General features: G+C 38.4%; 20 protein-coding genes. 5 read left to right on the top strand and 15 right to left on the bottom strand.

The annotated features are described in order from the left end of the window. Positions 1–171: 171 nt before the first annotated feature. Positions 172–846, bottom strand: coding sequence for a DUF4294 domain-containing protein (locus ABXZ32_RS00005; protein WP_354616645.1), 675 nt, complete (start codon positions 844–846; stop codon positions 172–174). Positions 847–948: 102 nt separating this feature from the next. Between ABXZ32_RS00005 and ABXZ32_RS00010 the strand changes: the two genes are divergently transcribed. Together ABXZ32_RS00010 and ABXZ32_RS00015 are read left to right on the top strand one after the other, a co-directional pair. Continuing rightward, the gene (locus ABXZ32_RS00010) at positions 949–2,037 is read left to right on the top strand and encodes a M42 family metallopeptidase (RefSeq protein WP_354616646.1); all 1,089 of its coding nucleotides are present in this window, start codon (positions 949–951) and stop codon (positions 2,035–2,037) included. 47 nt (positions 2,038–2,084) lie between these two features. Next, entirely contained in the window at positions 2,085–2,633 is a 549-nt protein-coding gene (locus ABXZ32_RS00015) for an NUDIX hydrolase (RefSeq protein ID WP_354616647.1), read from the top strand. Here the strand turns inward: ABXZ32_RS00015 and hisS are convergent. From hisS to rpsF, 6 genes are all read right to left on the bottom strand, one after another. Next, positions 2,628–4,004, bottom strand: coding sequence for a histidine--tRNA ligase (hisS, locus tag ABXZ32_RS00020; RefSeq protein WP_354616648.1), 1,377 nt, complete (start codon positions 4,002–4,004; stop codon positions 2,628–2,630). The genes ABXZ32_RS00015 and hisS overlap by 6 nt on opposite strands. A 65-nt stretch (positions 4,005–4,069) precedes the next feature. Continuing rightward, positions 4,070–4,540 carry a DUF6495 family protein gene (locus ABXZ32_RS00025; protein ID WP_354616649.1) on the bottom strand — a complete coding sequence of 157 codons (471 nt, stop codon included), beginning with the start codon at positions 4,538–4,540 and terminating at the stop codon, positions 4,070–4,072. A 131-nt stretch (positions 4,541–4,671) separates the two neighbouring features. After that, positions 4,672–7,782 (bottom strand): TonB-dependent receptor, encoded by a 3,111-nt coding sequence (locus tag ABXZ32_RS00030; RefSeq protein WP_354616650.1) that lies wholly within the window; start codon positions 7,780–7,782, stop codon positions 4,672–4,674. 99 nt (positions 7,783–7,881) lie between these two features. Then, on the bottom strand, positions 7,882–8,337 hold the full coding sequence (rplI, locus tag ABXZ32_RS00035; RefSeq protein WP_062054633.1) for a 50S ribosomal protein L9: 456 nt from the start codon (positions 8,335–8,337) through the stop codon (positions 7,882–7,884). Positions 8,338–8,350: 13 nt separating this feature from the next. Continuing rightward, the gene (rpsR, locus tag ABXZ32_RS00040; protein ID WP_062054635.1) at positions 8,351–8,647 is read right to left on the bottom strand and encodes a 30S ribosomal protein S18; all 297 of its coding nucleotides are present in this window, start codon (positions 8,645–8,647) and stop codon (positions 8,351–8,353) included. 4 nt (positions 8,648–8,651) lie between these two features. Continuing rightward, a complete protein-coding gene (gene rpsF, locus ABXZ32_RS00045) occupies positions 8,652–8,990 on the bottom strand; it encodes a 30S ribosomal protein S6 (RefSeq protein ID WP_062054637.1) in 339 nt (112 codons plus the stop codon). Positions 8,991–9,224: 234 nt separating this feature from the next. Here rpsF and ABXZ32_RS00050 point away from each other — a divergent pair, with 234 nt between their 5' ends. Together ABXZ32_RS00050 and ABXZ32_RS00055 are read left to right on the top strand one after the other, a co-directional pair. Next, complete coding sequence (locus ABXZ32_RS00050; RefSeq protein ID WP_062054639.1) at positions 9,225–9,917, top strand: LytR/AlgR family response regulator transcription factor; 693 nt, start codon at positions 9,225–9,227, stop codon at positions 9,915–9,917. A gap of 139 nt (positions 9,918–10,056) precedes the next feature. Next, entirely contained in the window at positions 10,057–10,749 is a 693-nt protein-coding gene (locus ABXZ32_RS00055; RefSeq protein ID WP_354616651.1) for a LytR/AlgR family response regulator transcription factor, read from the top strand. Here the strand turns inward: ABXZ32_RS00055 and priA are convergent, their stop codons facing one another. The 4 genes from priA to nadC are packed head-to-tail and all read right to left on the bottom strand — an operon-like array spanning position 10,750 to position 15,483. Next, on the bottom strand, positions 10,750–13,206 hold the full coding sequence (gene priA / locus ABXZ32_RS00060) for a replication restart helicase PriA (RefSeq protein ID WP_354616652.1): 2,457 nt from the start codon (positions 13,204–13,206) through the stop codon (positions 10,750–10,752). A gap of 14 nt (positions 13,207–13,220) precedes the next feature. Continuing rightward, complete coding sequence (locus tag ABXZ32_RS00065; protein ID WP_354616653.1) at positions 13,221–13,661, bottom strand: DUF2147 domain-containing protein; 441 nt, start codon at positions 13,659–13,661, stop codon at positions 13,221–13,223. Continuing rightward, the gene (locus tag ABXZ32_RS00070; protein ID WP_354616654.1) at positions 13,645–14,625 is read right to left on the bottom strand and encodes a YihY/virulence factor BrkB family protein; all 981 of its coding nucleotides are present in this window, start codon (positions 14,623–14,625) and stop codon (positions 13,645–13,647) included. Before ABXZ32_RS00070 ends, ABXZ32_RS00065 begins: the two co-directional genes overlap by 17 nt. Further along, a complete protein-coding gene (gene nadC, locus ABXZ32_RS00075) occupies positions 14,626–15,483 on the bottom strand; it encodes a carboxylating nicotinate-nucleotide diphosphorylase (protein ID WP_354616655.1) in 858 nt (285 codons plus the stop codon). 96 nt (positions 15,484–15,579) lie between these two features. Between nadC and rlmH the strand changes: the two genes are divergently transcribed. Beyond that, a complete protein-coding gene (rlmH, locus tag ABXZ32_RS00080) occupies positions 15,580–16,053 on the top strand; it encodes a 23S rRNA (pseudouridine(1915)-N(3))-methyltransferase RlmH (RefSeq protein ID WP_354616656.1) in 474 nt (157 codons plus the stop codon). Between the two features lie 57 nt (positions 16,054–16,110). Here rlmH and serA read toward each other — a convergent pair whose 3' ends face one another. From serA to ABXZ32_RS00100, 4 genes are all read right to left on the bottom strand, one after another. Further along, positions 16,111–18,003: a phosphoglycerate dehydrogenase gene (gene serA, locus ABXZ32_RS00085; protein ID WP_354616657.1), complete on the bottom strand. Its 1,893-nt coding sequence runs from the start codon at positions 18,001–18,003 to the stop codon at positions 16,111–16,113. 222 nt (positions 18,004–18,225) lie between these two features. Continuing rightward, positions 18,226–18,936, bottom strand: a complete 711-nt coding sequence (locus ABXZ32_RS00090; RefSeq protein ID WP_354616658.1) for a DUF3307 domain-containing protein — start codon at positions 18,934–18,936, stop codon at positions 18,226–18,228. Next, positions 18,933–19,544: a SatD family protein gene (locus ABXZ32_RS00095; protein ID WP_354616659.1), complete on the bottom strand. Its 612-nt coding sequence runs from the start codon at positions 19,542–19,544 to the stop codon at positions 18,933–18,935. Before ABXZ32_RS00095 ends, ABXZ32_RS00090 begins: the two co-directional genes overlap by 4 nt. A gap of 81 nt (positions 19,545–19,625) precedes the next feature. Then, complete coding sequence (locus ABXZ32_RS00100; protein WP_354616660.1) at positions 19,626–20,078, bottom strand: methyltransferase family protein; 453 nt, start codon at positions 20,076–20,078, stop codon at positions 19,626–19,628. Positions 20,079–20,091: the final 13 nt, after the last annotated feature.

The raw sequence follows: 20,091 nt of genomic DNA on the forward strand, positions 1-20,091 counted from the left end.
GCTGCAAACCTACAACCTTTCCACAATACCACAACACTTTTTTTTGCCTTTTTTTAAAGGAAATTTAAAGTTGTTTTTAAATCGCTTATAATTAGATTATTGCAGGAACAATTATTTTTAAAAAGGGTATTAAATTTAATAGATTAAATTGAATTACACAAGTATTTTTTTTCAATTCCCATTCTTCTTCCACTTGTTGGATAGGGATGCATAATCATAATCCAATACCGACTCCTGTCTTTCCAGCTTTCTCTCCGCGAAAGCCCTTTGTAAAATATCTTCTATGAGATAATCCTCCAGCACATTTTCTGGATGAAATTCCTCCTTTATACTTATATTAAAAAACTTGGCAGTAGTGTTGTACCAGAATGCGCGCCATCCACTACGTAATTCCTTTACCAGGTCAAAAGCCGTTGTGCCCGTTTGTCTGTGAATAAGCTTTACCAGAATCTGCCCCTCGGTTCGGGTCAACTTCTTTAATTCCTCCGAAAACTCATCCTCTATATATTTTTGAACCTTCTTGGTGTATTTTCTTTGTTTAGATTTTGATTTGATAATTTCCAAGCTATCCGTTAAACCCACCAGCCGTTCCGAAGCCAACTTTGCATACGGGTACACCTTCAATGTTTTTCTCTTTAATATATAGTACCGAAGCTTATCCTTATATGAAGGGAATTTCAACTGTCCAAAAACAAATACCTCCCTCAGCGGAATGGAGCTCACAAAAACAGAATCCCCATACATCTTTACATATTGTGTGGCCAGGGAATCTACCTCCTCTTCCCCTTGGGCAAAAGCAAAGAAGCCCATCAATCCTAAAACAAAAACCAACAATTCCTTTTTCATGCTTCTATCAAACTCAAAAATCGTGCTAAAATTAAGCATTATCCCACAATGTTATTATTAAATAAAAGTGAATATCGTTAAGTTTGTACAAAACAAAATTACATGAGTTCAAAAAAGATACTTACTAAAAAGTCGATTGATTTTTTTGAGAAATATTTAAATAACCCTTCCCCGACCGGATATGAGTGGGAAGGCCAAAAAATATGGATGGATTACCTGAAACCTTATGTGGATACCTTTATAACGGACACCTATGGATCGGCAGTTGGCGTAATCAATCCAGATGCCAAATTCAAGGTAGTAATAGAAGGACATTCTGACGAAATTTCATGGTATGTAAATTACATTACTGACGAAGGTCTTATCTATGTGATCCGAAATGGGGGGAGTGATCATCAAATAGCCCCATCCAAGTGGGTTAATATCCATACCAAAAAAGGTATTGTTAAAGGTATTTTTGGTTGGCCAGCTATACATACAAGGGAAAGTTCAAAAGAAGAACCACCGAAATTGGATAATATCTTTGTGGATATAGGAGCCAAAGACAAAAAAGAAGTTGAAAAAATGGGCGTTCATGTAGGTTGTGTGATCACCTATCCAGATACTTTCCAGATTTTGAACGGCAATAAATTTGTTTGTCGTGCTATTGACAATCGCGCAGGAGGTTTTATGATTGCAGAAGTGGCCCGTCTTTTACACGAGAACGAAGTGAAACTACCGTTTGGATTGTATATAACAAATTCCGTACAGGAGGAGATTGGTCTGCGTGGTGCCGAAATGATCACCCAAACTATTAAACCAAATATTGCCATTGTCACAGATGTGTGTCATGACACTACAACACCAATGATAGAAAAGAAAAAGCAAGGCCATACCGAGATAGGTGCCGGTCCTGTTATTTCTTATGCGCCTGCAGTACAGAACAAATTACGTGAACGTATCCTGGAAACTGCCGAAGCCCAAAAAATACCATTTCAGCGTATGGCTTCATCAAGATATACAGGTACTGATACAGACGCCTTTGCCTATAGCAACGGTGGTGTAGCCTCGGCCCTTATTTCCCTCCCCCTAAGATATATGCACACCACAGTAGAAACCGTGCATAGGGATGATGTGGAAAATGTGATCCGATTAATTTACGAAACCCTCCTTACCATTAAAGACGGGGAATCATTCAGTTATTTTGATTAAACCATTTAAACCCTCCCCAACAGGAGGGTTTTTTAATACTTGACCTCATGGATGAACTTATCGACATTTTGGATGACGAAGGCAATTACACCGGAAAGCGCCTGATGAAATCCGAAGCACATAAAAATGGGCTCTTCCACCCGACTGTCCATATCTGGTTTTACAACAAAAAAGGGGAAATCCTTATACAACAAAGAGCTGCTTCCAAAGAGACCTATCCCCTATTGTGGGATGTATCTGTTGCCGGGCATATTGGAGCAGGAGAAGAAATTATACCATCTGCCATTCGAGAAATATCAGAGGAGATAGGATTGGAGGTTTCTGAAACAGACTTGATCAAAGTAGGCATTTTTAAATCGATCAAAAAACATAGGGATGAATTGACCGATTGTGAGTTCCATCATACGTATATATGTGAACTTAAAATTTCAATAGACCACCTTAAAAAACAGGAAAGCGAGGTAAAGGCTTTGGCCCTACTCCCGCTTTCTCTATATATTACGGAACTACAGAAAAACGGTAGCTCCAAAAAGTATGTTCCACACGATCAATTATATCTCAAGACCATTGTCAGCGCCATAGAGAATCAATTATAGTTCTTTTACAAAATTTTCGGGAGCATCCAAGCTATAGGTCTGCTGTTCCCCTTTGGCCATATCTTTAACCACAAAGATATTGTCTGCCAGTTCTTGCTCTCCGATCAATACCACATAAGGTACATTTCTATTATTGGCGTATTTCATTTGCTTTTGCATTTTGGCCGTAGAAGGATAAAAATCGGCCTTTACGCCCATTTTACGCAATTTGCCTACTAATTTTAAGGCAGCCAAGGCTTCTTTATCCCCAAAATTAACACATAGCACATCCAAAGACTGATCTATGGCCTTTGGAAAAAGATTCAATTCTTCCAATACCAAGTAAATGCGGTCCAACCCAAAAGAGATACCTACGCCGCTAACATCCTTAAGTCCGAAAATACCTGTAAGGTCATCATATCTACCACCTCCGCCAATGGAACCAAGTTTAACTTTTTCCGGGGCAGCAACCTCAAAAATTGCTCCTGTATAATAGTTAAGACCCCTTGCCAGGGTAACGTCCAATTTCAAGCTCGCAGATTGAAGGCCCAAATCTTCCAGGGTTTCCACAATAAAGGATAACTCCTCCGCACCTTTTGACCCCTCTACGGAATCCTTTAATAATTCTTTCAATGCCAAAAGCTGATCTGCATTGGAGCCCGACATGGTAAAAAGTGGAGCGGCCTTAACAATGGCTTCTTCTGATATGCCTTTTTCCAACATTTCTTTCTTGACGCCTTCCTCCCCTATTTTATCCAACTTATCCAAGGCTACCGTAAAATCGATCAGGTGTTCTTTGGCTCCGATAACTTCTGCGATTCCTGCCAAGACCTTCCTATTGTTCAATTTAATGGAAACTCCAGTTAAACCAAGATCAGTAAAAACGGCGTCATACAATTGCACCAATTCCACCTCTTGAAGCAGGGAGTTGGCTCCTACAACATCGGCATCACACTGAAAAAATTCCCTAAACCTACCCTTTTGGGGCCTATCGGCCCGCCAAACAGGCTGAATTTGGTATCTTTTAAAAGGGAAGTCCAACTCATTCTGGTGCATCACCACATATCTTGCAAAGGGAACGGTAAGATCATAACGCAATGCTTTTTCTGAAATCTTAGGAGTCAGTTTATTGGAATCCCTATCTGCATAGGTGGGATCATCCACTTTACTCAGGTAATCCCCGGAGTTTAATATTTTAAAGATCAGCCTATCCCCTTCATCACCGTACTTTCCCATTAAGGTTTCTGAATTCTCAAAAGATGGGGTTTCTATGGGTTGAAAACCAAATGCCGTGAAATGCTTTTTAACAATATCAAATATATAATTACGCTTTACGACCTCTGAAGGAGTAAAATCCCTAGTTCCCTTTGGTAATGTTGGTTTTTGTGCCATTATTTTATCAGTAACTTAACTATAGTGATGTGTTTATGTGTTTTGAAATCCAATCCTAAGAAAAATTATTCAATCATTTTATCGAACCAGTTGTACAGGTCCCCTTTGGTAATTACGGCACCCTGTTTTATTAGGTCAAACTTATCCAAGTTCTTGTCGTCCGTATAAGCTTTGGAAGCGGTAAGATACTCCACAAAATCTGATTGCCAATTTTTCTTGAACCACTCAAAGCCCTCGGAGGTTGACAAATCTATATTTGGATTCATAACTTTCACTGAAATCAGTTTCATTTCCTTATCGGTCAAGTGAAACAGGTGCATATTTTGAGCGGAAATATTTTCCAAGTATTCAACTTTGGTCAAAACCCCTTCCCAAACCAAATCACTGAATACATCTATTTCTTCCTCCGCCACTTCAGGTTTATTGGTTTTAATGCCTTCCCATTCTTCTGCGGTAATAGATTGTGTGGCCAGGAAATTTATAAATTCCTGATGCAATTCCTCCAACTGTTGTTTGGTAAGTCTTGTATATTTCATTTTCAAATTTAAATTATATCCCTAATTCAGGATGATTCTTAGGTTTTCACCCAAGTTCTGTGTTTTCAGCTGCAAAAATAAAAAGGCTGTGCAAACTGCACAGCCTTTTAATCTTTAAATAACAAAATGTTTTAAAAAATATACCTTAAACCAAATTGTGCTTGCCATCTAGACAACAAACTTGTGTCGAATCCGTAAGTGTCACTTAAAGTTTCATCAAAACTATAAGTTGGTACATTTGTATCAGGATCAACAGATACCCCAATAGGACTTATGTTATTTGGTTGTTGAACAACTCCCCAGTTAGAATTGATCAGGTTTCCTACATTCAGGATATCAACACTGAACTGAATGGTATTGGTTTTATCACCGGCAACCTTAAAGTTGTAATCCTGCAAGAATTTCATATCCCATTTTCCTCTCCAAGGAGCCAAAGCAGCATAACGCTCCATATAATCTCCCCTGTTATCCTTTAAATAATCATCTTGTTGGATAAAAGCTTCTAAAGCTTGGGCATCTCCTGCACCACTAAAGTTCATTTGTCCAATTTCACTGGCAGTTGGAATATAAATAAGGTCGTTTATTTGTGACCCGTCTCCATTGATGTCACCACCATAAACATAATTATAGCGAGCGCCCTGTGCATATTCAAAGAAAGTTGACAAGGTAGTGGCCCATTTACCATTACCGTACGTCCAGTTTTTACTGGCCACCCCAATAAACCTATGAGTGTCTCCGTATTTGGAATATGAAAGTACATCTGTATTTACATTACTGACAATTGGGTTACCCGCAAATGCATCACTTGTAATCTCAGCTTCAATAGAGTTTACATCCTTTGCATTTAAATAGCTATAGGCAGCCATTGCATAGAGTCCATTAGTAAATGTTTTTTGCGCTTTAAAAGACGCATTCCAGATTCTACCCTTGTCAGAATTGGTAAATACAAAAGGTCCTGCACCAAGGCCAAATCCATTCAATTGGTTATCTGAAGTATAAATTGGCCTGTTATCAACACCAGCCAAAGTACCTGAAGGATCTGTTAAACCCCAATGTTGAACATGTGCTCCATTGATATCTTTGGTATAAGATAAATCTCCGGTCAAAATCAATCCACCTTCCAATCTCTTATCAACACCTAAGTTTGTTCTCCAAACCTGTGGGAATTTATAATCAGGGTCAACTGCTTGCAAGAAAAATACGTCAGGAGATCCAATTTGATTTCCTAACCATACAAAAGGAAAGCGACCAGTGAATAATCCGGAACCTCCTCTTACTTGTAGGGATCTATCACCCTCAACATCCCAGTTAAAGCCTACCCTAGGTGAAATCAACCAGTCATTATTAGGCATCTGTGTGTTGTCAATAAAAACTGTTTCACCGTTATTAGGGTTTACATAGGGCTGATCTGCAATTACGAAACCTCTATCAATAACGTCTTGTGCTTTTTCTGCTGAGTCAAAGAATAAGGGCTTATCAAAACGAACACCATAGGTAAGTTTAAAATCGTCCGACACATTCCATTCATCTTGAACATAGAACGCCAATTGTCCAACGTTGGTTTCTGCCAAATTCCATCCTTGTCCGTCTGGCACTTGATTGTTTGCCTCAAACGTAGCTCGCGGGCCGTCGAAATCATAGCTAGTTGCATCAAAGTCAGCAATATCAACACCTCCAAATAAATCGAACCCATAAGCTGTTAGGTTGAAAGAGTTGTCAAATTCAAATTTTTCGAAAGAAAAACCAACTGTATAAGTATGATTACCTTTAAAGATATTCAAGTTGTTAGTCAACTGATACACCTTTTGATCCAATCTATTATTTACAGAAAATGGTTCGTGACCTGCTATAATATAGTTTGTCCCCCCTTTGGTAATGTTTATTGAAGGAGCAGGTGTAGATAGCGGGTTTCTGAAGTCATCGAAGTGGGTATAACCAACTTGCAATTTATTGGTCACTTCATCAGACAAGGTTGAGTTAAGTTCCAACTGAATGGAATTTAATTTGTTATTGATTTCATAACCGCTATTTTCAAATTGCAAGGTTGTGAAATTCGGACCCCTTTTTTGAATTGCGGTTGGATGCGCTGGTTTTTCACTGGAAGCATCCAAGAAATTGTATATAAAGGCCAATCTGTTTTTGTCATTGATGTTCCAATCCAATTTGAAGATTCCTTTGGTTGAGCTGGAGCCATATGTAAATCCTTCATATCGTCCAGTGTCATAACCTACACCTGCCAAAGCAGACTGAACAGCAATTAAATCAGATTCCAAAACCCTTGATTCATTGATAGCACCAGATCCCGTATTTGGAACCCAGCCATTAGAACCCAAATCATCTCTTTCATCTTTTTCGAAGTTGGCGAAAAAGAATAATTTATTTTTCACAATAGGACCTCCTATACTGAATCCGTATTGGTTTTGGCTTAGTTTAGGTTTAACAACATCCTCGCCCTTGATCTTACCTCCGGTTAAATCTTCATTTCTGAAAAATCCATAAACCGTTCCGTGAACTTCATTGGTACCACTTTTAGTAACCGCATTAACGGAAGCACCGGTAAATCCAGATTGGGTAACATCGTAAGGAGCAGTAGACACTTGAATTTGATCAATAGCATCCAATGAAATGGGCTGGGCACCTGTTTGACCACCTGGAGTTGGCGAATCCAATCCAAATGGATTGTTGAAGATGGCCCCATCCAAAGAGAAGTTATTAAACTGGTCATTTCGGCCACCAAACGAGTTACCACTTGAAGTTGGCTCCAATCTAGTAAAATCTTGGGCCGAACGTGAAATAGTAGGCAACCTTGTCAGTTCCCTTTTGCCCACGCTTGTCTCAGCACCGGTACGGTCACTACCAAATGTTCCAGTTCCCCTATCGGATACCACAACAACTTCTTCCAGTGCTTGACTGTCAGATTCCAGCTTTAGATCCAAATTCAGGGTAGCACCCAAAGTTAGGTAAAGATCCGAGCTTGTTTCAGTTTTAAAACCAATATAAGAAATGGTCACCTCGTAAGGTCCCCCAACTCTAAGGTTCAAAAGGTTGAACCTTCCTTCCTCATTGGTGATCGCCCCATACTTTGTTCCGGTCGGGGTGTGCAATGCTACGATGTTGGCCCCCAATAAAGGCAAGTTTTCATCGTCCATTACCGTACCTCTAATATTAGAAGTAGTTACTTGGGCCATAACCATTCCACTAAAGAACAGAAAGGAAATCGCCAATAGAAATTTTGTTTTCATTTGAATGTAGTTGAATTAGTAAATTTAGTCAGCGCAAAAATAGCATAAAAAAAAGGCTACCGCAAGGTAGCCTTTCATATTACTTTTTAACTAAAATTGTTAACTATTTGCCTCAGCAACAACTTCGAAAGGGAAATCTATGATTACTTCCCTGTGTAAACGAATCTGTGCGTTGTATGGTCCAGTTCTTTTAATAGAACCTCCAAGTATGCTAATGTACTTCTTGTCGATAGAATGACCAGCCTTTTCCAAAGATTCAGCTAAATTCATATTGGTGATAGATCCAAATAACTTATCTCCAGCACCTGCTTTAGCTAAAATTTTAATTTCCAACTGTTTGATTGCCTCAGCCATCTTCGTAGCCTCATCAACAACTTTTTTCTCTTTATGAGCCTTCTGCTTCAAGTTTTCAGCCAATACTTTCTTAGCTGATGGTGTAGCCATTGCAGCCAACCCTTGAGGTATAAGGTAGTTTCTTCCGAAACCATTCTTCACATTTACTAAATCGTCTTTAAAACCTAAGTTCTGTACGTCTTCCTTTAATATAAGTTCCATGATCAGCTTCTTTTTATTTTAATAAATCACCTACATAAGGCATTAACGCTAAATGACGTGCTCTTTTCACAGCAGTAGCCACTTTTCTTTGGTACTTTAAAGAAGTTCCTGTAAGTCTTCTTGGAAGAAGTTTACCTTGCTCATTTACCAATTTGATCAAGAAATCTGGATCTTTGTAATCCACATATTTGATACCGGATTTTTTGAAACGGCAATATTTCTTTTGCTTATTGGTCTCAATATTCAATGGGGTTAAATACCTGATTTCCCCATCTTTCTTACCTTTTGCTTGTTGTTCTATAGATGACATAACGTTACGCTTTTGTTTTTAACTTTGTTCTTCTTCTTTCTGCCCAAGAGATTGCGTGCTTATCTAACTTAACAGTTAAAAAACGCATAATACGCTCGTCTCTTCTGAATTCCAATTCATAGCTGGCAATTGCCTCACCTGGAGCAGCGAATTCGAACAAATGGTAAAAACCACTCTTCTTGTGTTGTATTGGATAGGCCAATTTCTTAAGCCCCCAATTTTCTTTAGATACCATAGTGGCACCTTTGTTAATTAAGAAATCCTCGAATTTCTTAACTGTTTCCTCTATCTGAGTATCAGATAGAACGGGATTTAAAATGAAAACAGTTTCGTAATGATTCATATAATTAGATTTTTTTAAGTGCGCAAAAGTAAGAATAAATATTTCTATCCACAAGAAAATAGAAAAATCTTCGTTATAGATTAACCAAGTTATTAACAATTAAACTTAACTGAAACCTTAACCATGCATTATACTGATTACACAACAACTTACACCGTGTTCACATCTTTTGTTGTAGTTGACCGTGTTTTTTCGGTACTTTGCCGATGATTTAACCCCACAAATCAACCATTTATGAAATTAAGAAGCATAATCGTAGACGATTCGTCCATGCAGCGTATGGCAGTGGCCAAATTGGTCAACAACCATCCAAACCTAGCTTTAATTGCGGAATACAGCAATGCTATAGAAGCAAAGAACGGAATTAAGAACAATGAAGTAGATTTAATTTTCCTAGATGTGGAGATGCCAATAATCAACGGATTTGACCTTCTTGAATCCTTAGAAAACAGACCACAGGTTATTTTGATTACAGGAAAACCTGATTATGCCCTTAAGGCATTTGATTATGATGTAACGGATTACTTGCACAAACCTATTACAATGTCGCGTTTCGATGCTTCAGTAAAAAGGGCTGTAGCCAAGTATGAACAAATGAATAGAGTCAATGAGGACGAAGAGCACATCTTCGTAAAAAGCAACCTCAAAAAAAGGAAAGTTATCCTTAATGATATAAAATGGATAGAAGCCTTGGGAGATTATATCAAATTGGTGACCGATGAAGCCAATATAGTGATCCTATCTACCATGAAATCCTTTGAAAACGAATTGCCCCAAGATAAATTCTTGAGAATTCATAAGTCCTATATTGTCAATTTAGAGAAAGTTGAAAAATTCAACAGTAAAAATGTTGAAGTGGGGGGAAGACAAATACCTCTAAGTAGGAACAAAAAGGCAGAATTGGCGGAAGCATTAAGCAATGTTTAGCCCCAACTTATTACCTAAGTAGTACAATCGTCTACCTTATAAATTATTCAATTGCATTAAAAGATTATTCAATTCTTTTAATGCAATTTTTTTTTTTGCCATAATTTTGATCCTGATTTTGACCCCTAAATCGATCAATATGAAATTGACATGTATTATTGTGGACGATTCGCCCATGCAACGCTTAGCAGTAAGCAAATTAGTAGCCACCCATAAAAACCTTTCCCTTGTTGGGGAATACGGTAATGCCATTGAGGCCAAACAAGGAATAAAAAAAGAAGAAGTAGATCTGATTTTTCTTGATGTGGAAATGCCCATCATCAACGGTTTTGATTTTCTAGAATCTTTAACCAAAAGACCACAGATCATCCTCATCACGGGCAAACCAGATTATGCCTTAAAGGCTTTTGAGTATGATATTACGGACTATCTTCAAAAACCTATATCCCCTACCCGATTTGATTTCTCCATAAAAAGGGCAGTAGAGCGATATGAGCAAAAACATGGGATCCATAATGATGAGGAACATATTTTTGTGAAGAGCAATCTCAAGAAGCGAAAGGTTATTCTCAACAAAATTAAGTGGATAGAGGCTTTGGGAGATTACATTAAGTTGGTGTCCGACGAGGCCAATATTATAGTTTTATCTACATTGACTGCCTTTGAAAGCGAACTGCCCAAGGATAAATTCTTAAGAATCCATAAGTCCTATATCGTCAACTTGGATAAAATTGAAAAATTTAGTGGAAAAAGTGTGGAGGTGGAAGGCAAACAGCTCCCATTGAGCAGGCATAAAAGACAAAATTTGGAAAAAGCCCTAGAGGAACTTTAGCTATACGTAATCCACATTATAAATAATTCGAACTCCTTTATACTGCCCAATGGCATTAAAGGAGTTTTCTATTTTTTTAATGGCACTTTTTGTTTTTGCCAAGGATTGTTCCGTAGGTATCTTAATCATTATATTTTTCAGATACTGATTTCTAATCCTTGCCACAGGAGGATACTCTGGCCCTAAAATATTTTCCTTAAAAATATTTTGCAGGGATTTTGCAAACCAGGCTGCAGCATCATTAAGCTTGTTGTAGTCTTTATGCTTAAAGGTCACCTTGATCAATCTATTGATTGGGGGATATTTGTATTGTTCCCGTTCGTACAATTGCTCTTGGAACATGCCATGGTAATCCTGGGTTGAAACCTGCTTTAATATTTGATGGTAGGGGTTATAGGTCTGCACTATTACCTTCCCCCTTTTCTTGGTACGCCCTGCCCTACCTGCCACTTGGGTCAACAATTGATAACTACGTTCATGCGCCCTGAAATCAGGAAAATTCAGAAGGCTATCCGCATTCATGATTCCTACAAGGTTAACATTTCTAAAATCCAACCCCTTGGTCAACATCTGCGTTCCCACCAAAATATCCAATTCCTGTTCCTCAAAGGCAGTTATGATTTTTTCATAACCGTGTTTGCCCCTGGTTGTATCAAGATCCATTCTTCCTACCTTAGATTTAGGGAACAGCTCGTTCAATTCCTGTTCCACCTGTTCGGTACCAAATCCTTTGGTGTCCAGGGTAGCGCTGCCACATGCCAAACAACTTTGTTGCAAGGCCATATGGTATCCACAATAGTGACAACGCATTTGCTTTCTGTGTTGATGGTAGGTTAGACTCACATCACAATTGGGGCATTCCGGTGCATGGCCACAGGTGGTGCACTCAACAATTGGCGCATATCCCCTGCGGTTTTGAAATAAGATTACTTGTTCTCCTGCTTCAAGCGTCTCTGTGATTTCTTCCAATAAACGCTCGGAGAAGTGCCCTTTCATCCTTTTTTTTCGGGTCTGCTCTTTGATATCGACCAGTTCTATCTCTGGCATAAGTACATTCCCAAAACGCCTTGTTATACTAGCATATCCATATTTTCCTTTAGAAACATTATAAAAACTTTCTACACTGGGAGTTGCCGATCCCAGAAGGATATTGCCTTTATGAAGATTTCCAAGAACTATGGCACTATCCCTTGCGTGATACCTGGGAGCAGGGTCATATTGTTTAAAGGAAGCTTCATGCTCCTCATCTACGATAATAAGTCCTAATTTAGAAAAGGGCAAAAACAGAGCAGACCTTGCTCCAATTACGATTTGCGCTTTAGGCTGCTGTTGAAGAACGTTATTCCACACTTCAACTCTTTCCTGTACACTATACTTAGAATGATACACGGCAACCTTTTCCCCGAAATAGTTCTGCAAACGGGTTATCAACTGCGTGGTAAGGGCAATTTCAGGCAACAAATACAAGGCCTGCCGACCCGTTGAAATACATTCTTCAATTAATTTTACATAAACCTCAGTCTTACCCGAAGAGGTTACCCCATGGAGTAAAGTGACTTTATTTTCCTTGAAATTTTCCTTGATATCCTCAAAGGCCTGATTTTGGAATTCATTTAGCGACTTTAGATCGGCATTTTCTTCAGTTCCTTCATACACTACTCTATCGGTCTGTACAAAATACTCCTCCAGGATATTCTTATCGATCAATGCCTTTACAACTGCGGAAGAACTATTACTTGCCTTTTCAAGGTCCGCCACTTTAATGGGCTTCTTGCTCACCGCCTGCAATTGGAATAGGGAGAGCACAACTTGACTCTGTTTTGGGGCCCTAGTAAGGCCGTTCAATAACTCTTCTAGACTTTCTTCAGATTGATATTCCTTTCCAAGACGCACATACCGCACCATTTTAGGCTTATATTGTTCATAAACCTCTTCTTTTAAATCGATGATGTTCTTTTCCAGTAACCTCCCCAGAACAGGAAGTATATTTTTGCGCTCCAGAATAGCACTTATTTCATGCACCCTTAATATCGGTTGATGCTGTAATGCCTCATAGACCAGGAATTCATCATCCAATAAATCCCCCTCCTGCACCGATACCTTGTTATTTCTTGAAATTAAGGTTTCACTTTCCAATAAGAAAGCACTGGGAACGGCTGTCCTAAAGACCTCTCCAATGGTACACATATAATATTCTGCAATCCATGACCACAGCTTCAATTGAAAATTATTTACAATTGGGTAGTCATCCAATATCTGATGTATTTCCTTGGCCTCATAAATGGTAGGAGCAACTGTATGGACGTCATGGACCAAGCCCGTATAAATTTTTGTTTTGCCAAATGGCACAGCTACCCGCATTCCCGGTTGCAAGAAACCTGCCTCTGTTTCAGAAATGCTATACGTAAAGAGTTTTTCTAGCGGAATTGGAAGAATTACGTTAATGAAATACTGCATAATCAAAACTAAGCTTACTCCAGTACCCTTAACCAGGTTTGTGTTCTGTAAATAAAGGCTAAATATCCCCTTACCTTTAACTCGTTGGGATTATCTGGATTTAACCAGATTCTACATCTGAATGTCATGGCCTGTTCAGGATCGAAAAGTTTTTTTCCTTTCCAAACTCCATCCTCCTCTTCTACAACATCTTCAATAATTTTCATACCCAAGATATCCTTGTCTTTCAGATCCCCATCGCACTTCTCACATTTAGCATTTTCCTTGCCTTTCTCCAATATCTTTTGGACCACACCCTGCATTTTATTACCCTCCTTATAGACTTTGATAATAGCTTTTGGCTGACCATTTCTATCGTCTATCGTCTTCCATTTCCCAAAGACACTTTGAGCATTGCCAATCTGCAAAAAACATAAGGCAATACCTACCAATAACAATTTATACGCTCTCTCCATCTGTGCTCATTTTTTTTCGTAAGTAATTCAGGGTTGCATTCAGTTCAAATCCGAGTAGCAAGATATTGGAATTTAACCATATAAAAACCATTAAAATCAATAATCCTCCCAAAGCGCCATATAATTCATTATATCTGGAGATTTTCTCTACGTAAACACCAAAAAGATATGACGTCATCAAAAACAAAAGGGTGGTCATCAATGCCCCAGCTGAGAAAAATTTTGCTTCTTTACCTTCAGCCGTGCCAAAATAGTACAAGATGGCCGTAGTCAGGTACGTCAACAAAGTGAAAAATAAAATTTTACCCACTTCCACCAAAAAGATGTCACCCTGATCTATCTCGTACCCTCTCGATCTCGCAGCTATATTTCCGAAATAATCCAAAATATAAAATTCAAAATAGATAAACACCACGGCCCCAACTATAAGCATTACGGACAAGATGACTCCTACCATTAAAGCGTAGGCATAGGACCTAAAAAAACTTCTTGTGAGGTTAACGTGATATGAATTTTCAAAGCCGTCGAAAATGGCATTAACGCCATTGGCCATTAAAAAAATAGAGATCAAAAATGCAGATGACAACAATCCGCCTTGTTTTTGGTCCTTGATCTGTTGATAGATCTCACTGAAATAATCTCCTGTTGCCGTAGGAAGAAAAGATTCCAAAAACACCAATAATTGCATGTCAAAATCGTTTTCACCCACACTTACCAAGGGAATGATAAACGGCACCAAGGTTACCAAAAAAATAAGCAGCGGAAAAAGGGCCATAAACAAACTAAAAGAGATAGAACTGGCTCTTGTAGATACCGCGCCCCTGATGATTCCAAGAAAATACATCTCCACTAGGTCATAAAAGGAAAGGCCTTCGAATGCTGGAAGTTTAATTTGCTTGAAAAGATCAACCATCCTGTTGATCACAGGAATCTTACTGAGTTTTCTCTCTATTTCTTCTGACATTTACACGGCTTTAAGACTTAAGTCCATATTGTAAACAGAATGGGTCAGGGCACCTGAGGATATAAAATCTACCCCACATTCTGCATACCTTCTAATAGTCTTCTCGTTAATGCCGCCGGAAGACTCAGTTAAACAGCAATCCCCAATTAAATGTACCGCCTTCTTGGTATCCTCAAAATTGAAGTTATCCAATAATATTCTATAAACACCTCCCGCAGCAAGTATTTCGGAGACTTCGTTCAAATCCCTTGCCTCTACAATAATCCTCAAATCTCTATTCTTATCGGTCAAATATTGCTTTGTTTTATGTATGGCATGGGTAATCCCTCCTGCAAAATCGATATGGTTGTCCTTCAACATAATCATGTCATAAAGTGCAAACCTGTGGTTTTCGCCACCTCCTATTTTTACAGCCCATTTTTCTGCGGCACGCAAACCTGGGGTGGTCTTACGGGTATCCAAGATCTTGGTTTTTGTACCTTCCAATAATTTGACGAAAAAATTGGTCTTGGTCGCAATGGCACTCATACGTTGCATAGCATTGAGCACAAGGCGTTCTGCCTTTAGAATACTTTGCGAACTACCGCTGACATTAAAAACAATATCGCCGTATTGCACCCTCTCGCCATCTGAAATAAAGGTTTCTACCTTCAGTTCCTTGTCTACATATTGAAATACTTTTTTCGCAAATTCAACCCCGGCAATAATACCTTTATCCTTTACCAATAATTTTGCCTTTCCTTGGGCTGTACTTGGAATACAGGCCAAAGAACTATGATCGCCATCACCAACATCCTCCCGAATGGCATTACTTATTATCAAATCTATTTCGTGCTGAAATTGGGCTTCTGAAATCATAGTGTTTTTTTGATTCATGCTAATTTAGTAAAAACTAATTCCAAAATTGAAATGCGACATTGGTAAAGATATTTTTGGAAGTCTTAACTTTGGCGAATGATGATAAAACTTCTTGCCATAGGCAAAACGGATAGTACTCATTTACAGGAATTAATCTCTGAATACGAGCAAAGATTGAAGCACTATATTAAATTTGAGCTCGATATTATTCCCGATATCAAAAATGTAAAAAACTTATCCGAAGTACAACAAAAAGAGAAAGAAGGAGAAGCCATACTAAAACGGCTACAACCTACAGATGTTCTGGTCTTGTTGGATGAACACGGCAAACAGCACACCTCCATTGAGTTTTCTAACTACCTCCAAAAGAAAATGAACGCCGGAATCAAAAGAATGGTCATTGTAATCGGTGGTCCTTATGGATTTAGCGAAGAAATATACCAAAAGGCCCAGGGTAAACTAAGCTTGTCCAAAATGACGTTCTCCCATCAAATGGTTCGCTTGTTCATTGTAGAACAGATTTATAGGGCTTTTACTATTTTAAAGAATGAACCCTATCACCATCAATAAATTGTCGGGGATAGGGTTCTTAAAATTCAACCAATATTTTCCTCTCGAAAGAATAGCCTAATACAGGACTCTGAATTTAATGGTGTTCTCTATTTTCTTAAGAGCTTTGATTACTTCTTTGTTATACTCCTTATCCAAATCTGAGATCACGTAACCTACTTCATTATCAGTAGATAGGTACTGTCCAGTAATATTCATTTCATACCTGGCCAAGACTTCATTTATTTTAGCCATGATACCTGGAACGTTTTTATGGATATGCAAGAATCTATGGGCATTGTTTTGTTTTGGCAATCTAATATTGGGGAAATTCACAGCATCTACCGTATTCCCTGAATTGATATAGTCCATGATTTTATTGGGCACAAAATCTGCAATATCGCGCTGGGCTTCCTCTGTACTACCTCCCACATGTGGTGTTAGGATTACATTGGGGATACCTTGTAATTCTGTTATAAAATCTCCGTTGGATCTAGGCTCTTCAGGATAAACATCAATTGCGGCACCACCTAGTTTCCCGCTTTTGAGTCCATTGACCAACGCTGGGATATCTACAACAAAACCACGGGCAAGGTTAATGAGCATTGCTCCATCCTTCATCTGATTGATCTCCCTCTCCCCTATAAAATTATTATTGGCCTTATTATCATCAATATGTAGGGTCACCACATCTGAAACATTCAACAAATCCTCCAATGAATTGCATCTTATTGCATTCCCTAGGGCCAATTGATCTGCTACATCATAGTAATAGACCCGCATTCCAATAGCCTCGGCCAAGACGGATAATTGCTTACCAATGTTACCATATCCAACGATACCTAAATTCTTACCCCTTACTTCACGGGAATTGGCAGCCGTTTTGTTCCATTGTCCTTGATGAATTTCCATACTTCTTGGAAAAACACTTCTCATCAGCATGATGATTTGACCTATGGCCAGTTCCACAACCGAACGTGTATTGCTATAAGGGGCGTTGAATACCACAACTCCCTTGCGCCTACAGTTGTCTAGATCTATCTGGGTGGTTCCTATACAAAAGGCACCCACTACCAACAATTTATCGGCAGCATCCAATACTTTCTTGGTTACCTGGGTTTTGGATCTAATTCCCAAAACATGTACTCCCTTAATTTTTTCGATCAAGTCTTCTTCAGAAAGACTGCTCTTCACTAATTCGACAGTAAACCCTTCATTTGAAAGATTTTCAAATGCAGCTTGATGGACATTTTCCAATAATAGAATCTTGATTCTATTTTTAGGGTAGGATATTTTTCTTGGTAAATCGTTCACAAATAAAAATTCATCTAGGTTAGGTGTAACGTGATCGGCCTTTCTTGTCGCCTTTTCACGGGATACGTTTTCTGTATATGCGAAGAACTTATCGGCTATACCTGCCTCACGCATAACGTAATCGCTGTATCCATCTCCGATTACTTGTACTTCTCCTTCTAACTTTAAGCTTCTTAGGCATTCTATTTTACCGTTGTGGGATGCGAGCACGTTAGCTTCATCAAAACCGATAATAAACCCTTCGGCATCAAATTTAAAGGTATTTGCATATACCCTACTAGAAGGAATATCATATTCTTCCACAATGGGATCTATAAATTCTTTGAACCCACATGAAATTACATAAATATCGTCAGAATAATTCTGAAAGAAGTCTTTATTGGATTCTATGGATTTGGAAATTTTTTGACGGAGTTCAGAAACCAAAGGCTCCAAGTCGTCTTTATGGGCGTTCAATAATTTAATACGTCGCTCTAAAGACTCTGTAAAGGAGATATCGCCGTCGATGCCCAGATTGGTGATTTTCTGGATTTCACTAATGATCTCATTTTTATTTGATTTGTCTTTCAGCGTAATTTCAGCCAAGACATCCAAAGCCTCTACCCGAGTAAGTGTACTATCAAAATCGAATACGTATTTCCTGCCCACTTCTACCATTGTTGTCTAAAATTTGAATGGTAAAAGTAAAAATTAAATTTCTTCAATTTATCTATTTTCGGTTAAAAAGGGTTTCACGTCAGCATTCTCACAAAATTGCTGCTAATATCATTTTATATCACATTAAAAATTATGAAATCCCTATTTTCAAAATATTGAATAGCTCGGTATTACCTAAAATTACAGGTCCAATAAACACAGAATCTTGTTCTGTAAATTGGATTAAAGTCCACCTCGCATAGTTATAAATACAAAACCGGTAAGAATAGCGATCCCAAAACTCAATAAGGTACCTATCAAAATATACTCCGTAAGCTTCCTGTTGTTGCTTTCCTTTAGGTCATTAAATCTAAAAACCGACTTGGCAGTGATCAACAATCCAATGACTTCCCATCTTCCAATAATGATAAAGAGCAAAACAAATAATCGTTCTATGATACCAATATATTTTCCTGCGTTGGGAAGTGACTTGTGATCTATTTGTATTTGATCTGAAAATCCTTCCAGCAGCTTACCCATGACAACGGCTGCAGGATAGGTTACAAATACCACGGCGGTTACCAATGCCCAATTCACATGCTGAAACAGGGCAACTGTATGCTCCACTAGGTTGCTGTTATATGCACATATGTAGAGTACTATTATATGAAATGCCTGATCTATAAAAAATAGAACGCTGTTTTTCTTTATCCAATTACTGGCATACAGTTTTAACAGGTCTATTGTAAAATGCGAAACACTGATGACCAGTGCCAATTTCCAATAGCCTATATCCCACAACAAAAGGATTACAAGAAGAAAATGTACAAGAGTATGGAAATAAAGGTATTTGGATTTTACCTTATTCGCTTCCTTATGTATAACCCACCTGGTGGGTTGCAACATGAAATCCCCAATTAAATGAGCTAATAGCAGCTTAATAAATAATATCATATTTTATGTTCATTTATAGTAGTATCATAAAAATTGAGCACCTCAAAAACCAGATCTGCTTTTGCCCTCTTCAATCGCTGACTAATTGCAGATTGTTTGATCTTTAGCACATCGGCCAATTCCTGTTGGGAGCTCTCCGGATTTTGAAGGGACAGGGCCACAATTTCTGCAGAAACGACGGACCAATTGTCCATAAATTCCAAAGCTAGTTTAAAAACTAGGTTAAGCGTGTTGTCTTTATTTTTATCGGTGGTAGCTATGGCCAAATTTAACTTTTGCTCTTTAAGGGTTTCGAAGGTTCTGCCAGATAATTGGTAGGCCGGTCCATTGGATTCACTGATCCCTTCCCCACTATAACTCTCTTCTCCTATGCCTATGGCCATCCGGACGTCCAACCCCTTAAACTGCTTTATCTGCGATTTTATTTCTATCGCTACTTTTAACGCATCACTTGGATCTACCTTTAACTGAAATTCGTCGCCCCTGTAAATATCCCAATCCTTTGGGGTCTTTCCCAGAGTGGACATATAGGTTTTTAGTCCCACTAACCAATCTGAAACCTTATATCTTTCAGAATTTATAATATCACCTGTTATAATTGCAACCATGTTTTATAAGCTATTGAGCTAATATATAACAATATAAGTAAATATGCTAATATTTTTAAATATAAGGCGATAAACTGCTAATCAGAACCACCTCCTTACCTGAATGCAGTACTGCTGATACTCCTTTCCAAAAAGTTTAACCAATGCTTTTTCTTCAGGAATGATCTGAAAAGCATTCATATAGGAAACAAATCCTGCAGCCAATAGCGTATTAAAGACATTCCCCAACCATAGGCCAAAAGCCAACAAGAGTAACAAAAGAGCCAAATACATTGGATTCCTAGATATCTTATAAACCCCATTGGTTACCAGGCGTGAACTTTTTTCGGGTGCAAGTGGATCAATAGTAGTTTTAGCCCTCATAAACTGGAATAAAGAGATACCACCTATCAAAATTCCCAAAACCAACAACAATCTTATCAACCAAATGCGTCCAAAAAAATCGAACTCTCCTACTGGCAATAGTAAATCCAAAGCGTACATTAAACCACCAAAAATGACAAAAATAAGTGCAGGGGGCAATTTTAATTTCATAGCAAAAAATCTG

The organism is Sediminicola luteus (assembly GCF_040566555.1).
Taxonomy (GTDB): Bacteria; Bacteroidota; Bacteroidia; order Flavobacteriales; family Flavobacteriaceae; genus Sediminicola.